10 protein-coding genes are annotated in these 11,439 nt (G+C 58.8%); 1 reads left to right on the forward strand and 9 read right to left on the reverse strand.

Annotated features, from left to right (window positions below; genetic code table 11):
• Positions 1-7: 7 nt before the first annotated feature.
• The 8 genes from FMN63_RS02785 to FMN63_RS02820 all read right to left on the reverse strand — a co-directional run bounded on the left by FMN63_RS02785 (position 8) and on the right by FMN63_RS02820 (position 10,135).
• A complete protein-coding gene (locus FMN63_RS02785) occupies positions 8-1,033 on the reverse strand; it encodes an FAD:protein FMN transferase (protein WP_209000909.1) in 1,026 nt (341 codons plus the stop codon).
• Complete coding sequence (locus FMN63_RS02790) at positions 1,030-1,578, reverse strand: nitrous oxide reductase accessory protein NosL (protein ID WP_148582437.1); 549 nt, start codon at positions 1,576-1,578, stop codon at positions 1,030-1,032. Before FMN63_RS02790 ends, FMN63_RS02785 begins: the two co-directional genes overlap by 4 nt.
• On the reverse strand, positions 1,575-2,405 hold the full coding sequence (locus FMN63_RS02795; protein WP_148582438.1) for an ABC transporter permease: 831 nt from the start codon (positions 2,403-2,405) through the stop codon (positions 1,575-1,577). The genes FMN63_RS02790 and FMN63_RS02795 overlap by 4 nt, the downstream gene beginning before the upstream one ends.
• Before the next feature lie 3 nt (positions 2,406-2,408).
• Entirely contained in the window at positions 2,409-3,329 is a 921-nt protein-coding gene (locus FMN63_RS02800; protein ID WP_148582439.1) for an ABC transporter ATP-binding protein, read from the reverse strand.
• Positions 3,326-4,609, reverse strand: coding sequence for a nitrous oxide reductase family maturation protein NosD (locus FMN63_RS02805; RefSeq protein ID WP_148582440.1), 1,284 nt, complete (start codon positions 4,607-4,609; stop codon positions 3,326-3,328). The genes FMN63_RS02800 and FMN63_RS02805 overlap by 4 nt, the downstream gene beginning before the upstream one ends.
• A gap of 3 nt (positions 4,610-4,612) precedes the next feature.
• On the reverse strand, positions 4,613-6,523 hold the full coding sequence (nosZ, locus tag FMN63_RS02810) for a TAT-dependent nitrous-oxide reductase (RefSeq protein WP_148582441.1): 1,911 nt from the start codon (positions 6,521-6,523) through the stop codon (positions 4,613-4,615).
• A gap of 30 nt (positions 6,524-6,553) precedes the next feature.
• A complete protein-coding gene (locus tag FMN63_RS02815; RefSeq protein ID WP_148582442.1) occupies positions 6,554-8,764 on the reverse strand; it encodes a NosR/NirI family protein in 2,211 nt (736 codons plus the stop codon).
• 153 nt (positions 8,765-8,917) lie between these two features.
• Positions 8,918-10,135, reverse strand: coding sequence for an NnrS family protein (locus FMN63_RS02820; RefSeq protein WP_148582443.1), 1,218 nt, complete (start codon positions 10,133-10,135; stop codon positions 8,918-8,920).
• A 139-nt stretch (positions 10,136-10,274) separates the two neighbouring features.
• On the opposite strand from FMN63_RS02820, the gene FMN63_RS02825 reads away from it, so the two are divergent.
• On the forward strand, positions 10,275-11,036 hold the full coding sequence (locus FMN63_RS02825; RefSeq protein WP_286192531.1) for an NnrU family protein: 762 nt from the start codon (positions 10,275-10,277) through the stop codon (positions 11,034-11,036).
• Positions 11,037-11,047: 11 nt separating this feature from the next.
• Here FMN63_RS02825 and FMN63_RS29350 read toward each other — a convergent pair whose 3' ends face one another.
• Positions 11,048-11,215, reverse strand: a complete 168-nt coding sequence (locus FMN63_RS29350) for a hypothetical protein (RefSeq protein ID WP_153297090.1) — start codon at positions 11,213-11,215, stop codon at positions 11,048-11,050.
• Between the last annotated feature and the right edge of the window lie 224 nt (positions 11,216-11,439).

Below are 11,439 nucleotides of genomic sequence, written 5' to 3' on the forward strand. Positions count from 1 at the left end.
GCCCTCCTCAAGCCGTCAGCCACCCTGCCGAACCATCGCGGCGCACCACGAAGGCGCTGGTTGCCGGAAGCTCTGCCAGAGCTATCCCAAGGCGGTTCTCTTCAAGCACCAATGCAGCCGTGGACAGGCCATCGGCAAGAGCTGCGGCCGGAGCTATGACGCTAGCGCCATCTACTGCACCCGCAACCGGCAGGCCGGTTCGCGGATCGATGATGTGGGAGCGCCGGCCGGCTTGATCGAAGGTCGTTCCGAGCCGCGCAGAACTGGCGACTGCGGCGTCCGTCAATCTGATCCTGGTCGTCGCCTCTGCGCGTTCGGCCACCGGCTGCAACGTCACTGGCCAGCCACGTTGAGAGCCTGCGTCAAGTGCAGGTTCTTCATCCGGCCTACCTCTGGTGACGATCTCACCGAGATCGACCACCATGTTCGTGCATCCTTTCGAGGCAAGGAACGCCGTGACCCTATCCGTGATGTAACCTTGGGCAATGCCGTTGAAGGACATGGACATGCCTCTTTGAGCAAACCGGATCTCGCCCGGGCCATAGACGACGTGTTTGAAGCCTGTGCGGCTTCGGGCAGCCGCAAGAACCTCTCCGGCGTCGCCGGACGCCTGCCTGGCATAATAGGCCCACAAAGGTTGAATGGTCGGGTCGAAGGCTCCTTCAGTCGCTGCATGAAGCCTGTGGCACAGGCCGAGCAGATCGACCATTTCCAGAGAAGGCGCCGAAAGCCGCCCGTTGGCATTCAGCCGGACCAGCTCGCTGTCCGGTTGGTAGAGACTGAAGATCGCTTCCAGCCTTCGGATTTCCGCTTCCACCTTGGTGAACAGACGTTTCGCTTCGCTTGCGCTTTCGTGCAGGATATCGATTTCTGCACCAGCCCCCAGTGCAATACCGCGCCAGCGGTACAATTGGGCCTGTCCACCTGCCATTGCTCCGGCTGCCGGCAATGCAAGGCCAGCAACACTGGCGGCGCAGATCCGCAGGAAACGCCTGCGGTTCATGGGTGGTTGATTGATGGTCGCATGTGTCATTGCGCAGCCCCGTGTTTTACAGCCATGGGGACCGAGGTGGCGGCGGACACATCGACGGCTCCCAGAACGTAGTCAGTCGGGATATCGTCGACTTGAACGACGCTGCCATTGTTGTCCTTCGTGAAGGCGTTTGCTCCGGCTTGCGTGCCAAAGGGAATTGCCTCCGGAGCGCCCATGCCGCCTGCCACGTTGCTGCCGATGACGAACCAGGCAGCATTCAGATCGATCCAGTTATCGGTGCCCGGTTGGGTCCAGCTTTCCGCCTGTTCCATGTCGTTGACATAAACGGCCGCGATATCTTTCGGTTCTTCGGGGGAACGCAGGAAGGCAACCGCGTCGCGAACTTGCGTAAACCAGAGTGGATTGGGATTTCCTGTCAGGTGGATTTGGGCCTTGGGGCCATCATGCTCCAGAACAGTCATTTGGCAATAGTGACCGGCCGCTTCCGGTGTCAGATGCATTGCATCCGGTTTGGCAATTTGGACCTCTTCCTGACAGGCAGCCAGGAACCCGAGCAAGAAGACAGAGATGAGCGCGCGTTTCATGGCGCAATCCTTTTTATTAGAAGAGCGGAACCGGCCATGGCCAGACCGGCAAACACGGTCAGCGAGCCAAGGGCGAGCAGGGGATCGAAGGGCAGGGCGTCTGCCACCCCGGCCATGCCGCCCACCAGATCGTTTGCACCGAGAGCCGCCAGGTTGAACAGGCGGAAGGCGTCGGCCGGGTTGAGCAGGATGGCATAGGGGAAAACGTCGGACGCGAAGACACCGCTGGGATTGGCAACGAGCGCGCCCAGGAGCGCAAGGTCATACAGGACGACCATCATCAGCCAGACAGCCACCGAAGCTGCCGCTGCGGTGCGTGACTGGCGCGTCAGCGAGCTCAGCACATAACCTGTCGCCAGAAAGCAGACCCCGAGCAGGACCGAGGTTGCGATCAGCCGGACAAAATCCGCAAGCCCCGAGAGAGAGCCGTAGCCCGCTGCCACAAGCAATCCTGCCGTCAGTCCGTAGCCGACGACCAGGGCAAATGCGAGAACCAGCGTATGGCCGACGGCCTTGCCGATCAGAAATTCGACGCGGGAGATCGGGCAGGACAGTGTCATTAGCAAGGTGCCGCGTTCGATCTCGCCGCAGATCGCGTCGAAGGCAAGCAGTAATGCAATGAGCGGCACAAGATAGACCGATAGACTGGCCAGCGAGGCAACGGTGATGGTCAGCCGGTCGACGCCGAGGGTTCCCGCAGGCGCCGAGCCGAGCAGGGCGAGCGCCAGCGAGAACACGGCGAGGATCATCGCGGCCAGCAGGATCCATCGATTGCGAATGCCAATACGGATTTCCTGTCCGGCCACTGTGAGGATTCTGGAGAACATAGCTCAGGCCTCCTTGCCAGCGGCGCTGGAAAAATACCTGTAGACGTCATCAAGGCTGGGCGCATGGACATCAACATCCTCAACCAGGTCGCCAAGGGCGCTGATTGCCGAAAGGGTTCTGACCTTGTCATCCGCATTGCAGTTGAATTCCACTGAACGTCCATTCATCTGTCCGCCACCGAGGCTTTCGGACACATGGTCGAGATCCTCGGGTCTGGTCCAGACCTTCAGCCTGATCGGCAACCCGGCCTGGGCACGCAGGCGGCTCAGGATGTCGTCGGCAACGAGCCGGCCTTTCGACAGGATCAGGATCCGGTCGGTCCGTGCCTCCAGTTCGGTGAGGGCATGAGACGACAGCAGAACGGTAGTTCCCTGTCCCGCGATTTCACCAATCAGTTCGTACACTGTCTGCCGGGAGATCGGATCGAGGCCTGTCGTCGGTTCGTCCAGCAGGATCAATCTTGGCCGGCCGATGAGTGCCTGGGCGAGACCGAGGCGTTGACGCATGCCCTTGGAATAGGTGCCAACCCTCCGTTTTGCAGCCTCCGCCAAACCTACCCGTTCCAGCAACGGCAAAGCCCTCGCAGGGCGTTCGCCTTTCAGTCTTGCATAGAAGGTCAGAACTTCCTTGCCCGAGAGAGATGCGGGAAAAGCCACGGATTCCGGCAGATAAGCTGTTCCGATACGGGCATCATGGCTGCCTGGGGCTGCGCCCATAACCGTGACGTCTCCACGGTCGCGCTTCAGGAATCCGAGCACAATCTTAAACAGTGTCGTTTTGCCAGCGCCGTTATGACCGAGCATGGCAACCCGTTCACCTCCGTTCAGCGAAAAGGACACGTCGTCGACGGCCTTGTGTCCGGAAAAGGTCTTGCAGACGCCATCCACGCGGAGGGTCGGTGCATTGAGGGATGTTTCGGTCATCCTTGAACTCCCGAATTCGGTGTCGCCCGCACTGGCGGATGCATCAGTGGGGCGTTGTCGACGATGCCGCCAGGCAGCAGCGCCGGAAATTGAGATTGGGTCCAACGGAGCAGCTGAACAGCCGGACTGCCCACCAGAAGCTTGGCGGAGGGTTGGGTCCACAGGACCTGGTCGACCATGTCATTGGGCCGGTAGGCGGTGTCGGCAATGCCGTCGCCGTTCATGTCGAAGGCGGGGTGATCGCTCCAATAATTTCCGCGTCCGTCCGTGCTCCAGTCGAGTTGACGGCTGCCGACATATTTCACCTGCGTCTTGTTGCCGATAAAAGCATTGCCCTCGAAGGCGTTGTTCGCGGATCCCGCCGTGAAGTGAACGCCTATGGGGCAGCCTTCGAAGCTGTTGTCTGTCACTGTGTTCTTGTTGGCATTGTACATGAACAGACATTTTTCACCGCCGCCTTTGACCTGGTTGCCGGAGATCTCGGCGTGATTGGCGTAGTTCAGCATGAGGCCGTGATTGCGGTCGCCGATCGAGACGTTGTTGCGCACCTTCAGCCGGTCGGAAAACATCAGCGCGTAGCCGATGTCATTGCCCTTGGAAAAGTTGTTCTCGATGGTACCGTTGTTGCCGTGCATGTAGTGGACGGCAAAACGCAGGTCCTCGAAGCGGTTGTTGCGAAAAGTATCCTTGGGGCTGGTATTGACGAAAATACCGTCGCGGCCGAACCGGATTGTGTTGTATTCGGCCAAAAGACCGGGCGCGTTCCAGACATAGATGCCGTTGCCGCGCTCGTTCATGCGCAGGTCCTGGCGGCCTTCGATGAGATTGTTCGATACAGTTGCGTTGCGCGCACCATGAACATCGACACCTGTCAGGTTGTCGAGGATCCGGTTGTCACGCACAATGGCGCGATGTGCGGTCTTGGACAGCTTGACGCCTGCATCCAGCGTTTCCTGCGAGAGGCCTGAGCCGGTCAGTTCCAGCCCTTCCACGACACTGTCTGGTGCGTTGATGGTGACGACGCTGCCGGTGCCATTTCCGGCAATACCTGCCTTGCCCGCTCCACTCAGCGTCAAAGGTTTGTCGAGAACCACGGGGCCCTCATGGTTGCCGGGGGCAAGCCGGAGAACATCCCCGGCCTGCGCTTTTTCAAGAACCTGCTGCAAGGCGCCCTTTTCAGCCAGTACCTGCCATTCCTCTGCCTGAAGCGGCCCGCAGACAGCCAGGCTTGCGACAGCAGCGGTGGAAAGTGCCAGTAATCTGAAAAGAGCGCGGTGCATGGCTCAGGCGTTCCTCGGTTCCACGAACATCCGGCCGCGCATTTCCATGTGCAGCGCATGGCAGAACCACTGGCAATAGTACCAGTGGACCCCTGGGCGTTCGGCAACAAAGGTGACTGATGCTGTTGCCTGCGGACCAACTTCCATGGCGATGCCATAGTTGGACAGGCAGAAGCCGTGGGTCAGGTCATCAATATCATCGATGTTGGTAACGTAGATGGTCACTTCGTCGCCCTGTTTCACCGTGAATTTTTCAAGGCTGAAAGTAGGCGCGACCGAGTGCATGTAAACACGCACCTTGTTGCCGTCCCGAATGACGTCCTCAGCATATTCCAGCTCGACTCCGTCGGCGGCTGCCTGTTTCTTGGCATCGTCAAACCATGGATGATTGCGATCCCAGACAGTCGCAGGGTTCACCTTCGATGCATGCACGATGATGCTGTCATGAGGTTCGGCGAAGGTGGGACCGTCGTGAACGACCTTCATGTCGTCGGTGGAAATATCGATGAGCTGTTCGTTCTCCGGTTTCAACGGACCGACGTTCAGGAACCGGTCCTTGGAGAACTTGTTCATCGAGATCAGCCATTTGCCGTCCGCTTCCGCGGTTTCACCCATGGAAGTGGAGTTGTGGCCCGGCTGATAATGCACATCGACCTTAGAGATGATCGGATCGACATCTTCACCAGCATAGGCCTGAATAGCCTTGTCGACATTCCATTTCACGATCTGGCTGTCGAGGAACAGGGTCGTGAACGCGTTACCCTTGCCGTCGAAGGCCGTATGGAGCGGGCCAAGACCAAGCTGTGGCTCGGCGACAACGGCAGAGCGCGGATCGGCGTTTTCGGAGAAGAGTGCGTCGATCTTGGTCACGTCGATCACCGTGCAGGTGGGAGACAGCTTGCCGTTGATGACGATGTGCTTCTTGTCCGGTGCCGCGTTGCAGCCGTGCGGGCTGTTGGGAACCGGGATGTACCGGGTGAACTGGGACTTGGCTTCCTTGCGGCCGTCGACGATGGGCACACCGTTGAGTTCCCGGTAGTTGCCCGCAGCGACGGCTTCCTCGATCGCCTTGATGTTGAAGACGACGCAATGGTCCAGTTCGCTCTCGGTCATCTCGGCAAGGTTCATGCCCATTTCCGAGTTGTAGCTTGTCGAGAAGGCGTATTTACCCTGGTAGTCGGCGTCGCAGTTGTCGAGGTTACCCGACACGATCACCTGCCAGGCGACCTTCATCTCGTCGCCGTCGATGGCGGTGAACAGGCAGGAATACTGAGACGGATCGTCCAGAATCTTGCCGTCGTTGACCAGCGGAGCTTCATGCTCGCCGTTCGCGAAGATGTAACCCGTGCGCGGATACTTTTGCGGCCGCATGCCGTGGATGTCGTGCGCATTTGGGATTTCGATGATCTTGTCGCACTTCATCGTGGTGCAATCGATGCGGGCCACGCGCGTATTCGCCTTGTCGTTGGCGAAGATGTAGCGCCCGTCATAGGTGCCGTCGGTGAAGGACATGTGCGGATGGTGCAGATCGCCGTTGTCATAGGTGACCTTGCCCTGGGCTGCGAGATACGCCTTGGTTTCCGGCAACAGACCTTCCGTCAGGATCTTGAGGGATTCGTTGGTCTGACCCCAGCCGGTTGCCGAGCAGCGGTTGAAGACCGGAACGCGCATCAACTCGCGCATGGACGGGAACCCGAGAATGCGCAATTCGCCGCTCTGGCCCGAAGACCAGAAACCGTAATATTCGTCGAGTTCACCCGGTGCGAGTTCGAACTTCTGGCCGTCTCCCTGCGCATATGCAAGGTCTGCACTGCTCAGGGCAACAGCGCCCATTCCGGCGACGATGGCGGTCTTGGCAGATCCGCCCAACAGATCCCGGCGGGATACACCGCGCTGTTCGTTATTGTCCTTCATGGCTGATCTCCTTGGGTTGCCTTTTGAAGGTTACGTGGCCGACACCGGCGTTTCCGCCTTGGCTTTCGTGTCCGGCTTGACGAGACCGGTCTGCACCTCGAACCGCCGTCTTTTCGCGAGCTTCTTGATGCAAACAGGACATTTCTGGTCGTGCTGATACAGAACCTGGCAGTGCAGGCAGTTCAGGCACTCGTTTGGATTGATGTTGCCTTCCGGATGGATGGCCTGGACCATGCATTCCTTGGCGCAACGGTTGCAGGGGTTGCCGCATTCGCGATACCGCTTCAGCCAGTCGAACATCCGCAGACGTGCTGGGATTGCGAGTGCTGCGCCGAGCGGACACAGATACCGGCAGTAGAACCGCTCGATGAACAGGCCGGCTGCCAGCAGGGCGACCACGAACAGGACGAAGGGCCAGGCGCGTTGGAACTTCAGGATGATGGCCGTCTTGAACGGTTCAACCTCGGCGTAATGTTCGGCAATATCGAGGGAGTAGAGCGACAGTCCAAACAGACCCAGGAAGATGATGTATTTCACCGGCCACAGACGCTCATGCAGACCCCAGGGCACTTCGATCTGCGGGATACGGCACAGCTTGGCGATACGATTTGTCAGCTCCTGCAGGGCGCCGAAGGGGCACAGCCAGCCGCAATAGGCACCGCGTCCCCAGAACAGCAGGGCGGCGGCCACAGAGAACCACAGCAGGAACACCAGCGGATCCATCAGGAAGGCATCCCAGCTGAAGTCGCTTGTCAGTGCCGAGAAGAAGGCCAGCACGTTGACTACCGACAGCTGTGCATTTTCCATCCAGCCGAGCCAGACCAGCGTGAAGGTGAGGAAGCCGATGCGGAACCAGAAGGTGAAACGCTCGTGGCGCGTTACCTGCATCTGGAAGAAAAACACCAGGGTCAACACGGCGATCGCGGCAGCCAGGATCAGGACGTCCGTTTTGCGGTCGTTCCAGATCCGTTTCCAAAGCTCCTGGACGCCTCTGTCCTTTGCAGAGACGGTATTTTCGGTTTGCTCTGAAGCTGCAGGTGCTGCGGCTGGTGTAACGGTCTTCAGATAACTGTCGGGCAGGCGGTAGCCGAGATCGAACGTCAGGAAGACTTTCTCGATCGGGCCGACGGGCCGCTGCACAAGCAGCTGCAACCGGAATTCCTTCGCAGGATCGAAGCCGGAGTCGGCTGGAATGATAAAGAGGTCCATTTCCGAAAAGGCCGGGGCACCGTCAGCGGCGATGGTGCCGACACGATTGTGCTGGCGGTCATGGAAACGCACCGAGACGTCGTCCTGGATGAGCTGGATGCGATCGAAGATCCCGCCCCGCACATAGCCAGAACCCTTGAAGGAATAGCGCCCGCGGCCGGTCACCAGAATGGCATGGTCGCCATCCTTCATCCGTGCCATCAGGTTGGCATATTCCGCTTCGCCCAACAGCGACAGACCGATCGAGGGTACATCTGCCAGGGCAAGATAGAGATCGATAAACGTATCGGTTTCAGGGCCCTTTTCGGGCCTGCCGATCGCGCGTTTGTCACCCTGTGCCACAAAGGATTCGTTGATCTGAGCAACATCAAGGGACAGGCGTCGTACCGAGCCGTCGCCAGTCAACGTCGTCCAGTCGCTGATATCTCTTTTGTCTGTATCGACTTCTTTCTTGGGTCCACTCTGCGCGACCTCGGAAGCAAGTCCACCCAGGCCAAGCGTCCGGGCAACCTTCAGGCCTGAGCGAATGATGGAATCGTCGATGACCATGATGGTCACAGTCGCGCCGGAAATGATGTCGAGATCATGCGCCGAACCGCCGCTGGCGGCTTCCGCCTTCAGATCAAGGCCTGCATAGCCTTCCGTCACTGCACGGATTTTCTTGTCGGGAATTCCGATCAGCACTATGGGTTCGGAGTGTTTGACCAGCCGGACACCCGTGATCACGGCATCCTTGTCGACCCCGACCAACGTGTGGATCGGCTTGCCGGAATAGCCCGTTGTGGAGACAAAGTCCGACGTGAGGTAAACCCAGCCAAGTGTGTCTTTGCCTTTTAGGGCAGGCACGACCGGAAAATCGTTCTTCAGCGGACCGAACGCCTCGGCCCCCGGCACGAGTTCGCCCGGCGCTACCTTGTCGAGGTAATGCTGGACCAGCGCATCATCTGCCTTGACCGGTGTGTTTCCCACCAGGCCCAGGGCAACCGCGATGCTCAGGAAGGCGAACAGAAAAATGTGACTGGGATGACCCACGAGACGCGCTCCAAGAAGTCGTGTGTTTTTCTCAGGGCTAGTTGTCGGCCTTCGTGGCCTGGAACTTCTTGACGATAGTCAAGCGTGTCGAAATTGATTTTTCGGGATATGAAAAAAGGCACTCACCCGTGGCTAGCGCCTTGATAAATATTGTTAATTTCGTGTTCGAGGTGTCGTCAGGATCGGAAAATAAACCTCGACATACAAACCGAAGGCCACTATCCACAGACTGCCCGACAGCAGCATGGTTTCGAAATAGCCGAGGGCGGCGAGCCCGAAACTTCGCGCCAGCGCGGCGGCGATCAGAAGCACATAGGCGAGCACGATCGGCCGCGACACCTTCAACGGCAAACCCGCGTGACCGAGCGAGGCGCGCGTCATCATTGCAAGTGTCATGCTGCCGATTGCTCCGGCTGCAAGCAGATGTAGGGCGGCCGTTTCGGAGTATTCGCCTGTCAATAAAGTCACGCCGTAAACCAGGTACCCGGACCCAAGCAGCAGATAGGCGGCATGCAGGATCCAGAGGATCGGTTCCCTTCGCACCGCCCACCCTTGCCAACCGGCAAGACGTAAAAGCGTGACCAGCCCGGCCGTGAGACACAGCCCACCACGCAGCTCCTCAGGCACAATCGGCAGGAATGCGAGAGCTGCCAGCAGCACAAGCAGTATACCTGCCCGGTCCAGCCAGACACGCGACACGGGCAGGGACCCTTGATAGCCCGCCCGAAGCAGGGCGTTGCGCGTGAACGCCGGCACGACCCGGCCGCCGATAATCGCGATCATGGCCGTACTGGTGAATATTCCTATCCGAACGCCGGCCTCGGCGGTGTCGACCGTCCAGCCGATCCACTCCAGATGCATCATCAGATTGCCGGTAAGGAGAGCCGTAAGCAGAGCCAGGAACACCATGTTACGGGCCTGGGATTTGCGAGCGAGGCGCCCGAGTACGGCAGTGGAGAGAACAGGGACAAAGGCAAGGTCCACCGCGGCAACGATCACCGGGTCGATGCTGTTGGAAAACCAGATGGCAAACCGTCCCGCAAGCCAGACCGCGCCACTGGCAATGACAAACAGTGAACCGGCTTCCTTCGTTCCTGTCCAGTTGGGCACTGCGGTCACGAAGAACCCCGCAATCACGGCAGCCGTGTAACCAAAAACCATTTCATGCGCGTGCCAAAGGTGCGGTGCCATGGACATGGGTGTGGAGACAAAGGTGCCTCCGGCAGCGTGCACACCGAGCCAGACGGTCCAGGCGAGCATGGCAAAAATCGAAAAAATGCCTGCGGACAGGAAAAAGAACCTGAACCCAGCGGTCAACACTGTCGGGATCCGGTTTGAACTGCCCAATGCCCCAAAACGATGAGTCGCCATCATGAGCTTGCCTTTCAGGATGTTTCTGCCGGCCAACCGGCAAATGCAGCTGATGTTGAAACAGGCCTAAAGGCCCTTGGCTCATGATCCCAAGGCGGGTCTGCAAGTGTCTTGACCATCGTCAAGTCGGATTGGATTTATGATTTTAAGAGTCATGTATATCGACGGAGCTGCCAAGTTCCGGAAACGTGTTCCTGAAGAGAGCGCCCCTACCATGCCCAGCCACAACTGGCTCAATTTTATCGCGGCCTTCCTGGTCTTCTTCGCCTCCCACATGGTTCTGGTCAGACCGCCGCTTCGTCCCCCTCTGGTCGCCTTCCTTTCGCCACGCGGGTTTTCACTCTGCTATTCGCTACTTTCGCTGGCGATCCTGTGGTGGCTGATTGTGGCAGCCCGTGACGCGCCATACGTTGCGCTTTGGCCTTGGGAGACCTGGCAGACCTTTGTACCCGTACTGATGATGCTGCCCGTCTGTCTGATCCTCGCCTTCGGGATTGGTATACCAAACCCGTTCTCCTTCGGCGGGCGGCACAACAACCGGTTCGATCCCGAGCGTCCAGGCATCGTTGGGCTGATGCGTCACCCGATCCTGGTGGCTGCGTTTCTGTGGTCAGCAGCGCATGTTGTTCCGAACGGAGATCTGGCACACGTCATCCTGTTCGGAACGTTTGCGGTTTTCTCTCTGGCGGGCATGAAACTGATCGATCGGCGCAAACAAAGGGAAATGGGCAATACCTGGAATCGCTTGGTTGCCGACATGAAGCGTTCGTCCAGAGGGGCTCCGGTCAACTGGCAACCAATCCTGATCAGAGCAACGGCAGGGCTTGTGCTCTACATTGTCCTGACAGTTGCGCACCCCTTGTTTGCAGGTGTCGATCCCGTGGCAACGCTGATGCCGTAAGGCAGCGGTCTTCAGGTCTTGCCGGAAATTCTGGCCAGTTCGGTCAGCCGCCGGGCACACCGATCCGCCATATCTGCCAGAAACTTGAGGCTTTCGGCATGATCGAGCATCTCCTGCGGTGTCAACGGCTTGCGGCTGAGGAGCGCCAGATCGCTCAGGAAGGATATACCGGAAGCCATCTGTGCATACTCGGTCTCGATATTGCCGGTCAGGTCCCTCTGCAGCTTGAGGGTTCTCCAGGTTTCTATGGCGACGATCGTCCGGTCCAGTTGTTCCTGTCCGTCGTCAGGTAAATTGAGACATCAAGCGGCCTGACTAAAGGAGGGTCTGGCACATCTGGGTTTCAGTTAAGCAGCGGATTTGGCGTGCTGCAAGCGCCGCTGTTTCATGGTCCTCCTCTTGA

The organism is Stappia sp. BW2 (assembly GCF_008107695.1).
Lineage (GTDB): Bacteria > Pseudomonadota > Alphaproteobacteria > Rhizobiales > Stappiaceae > Roseibium.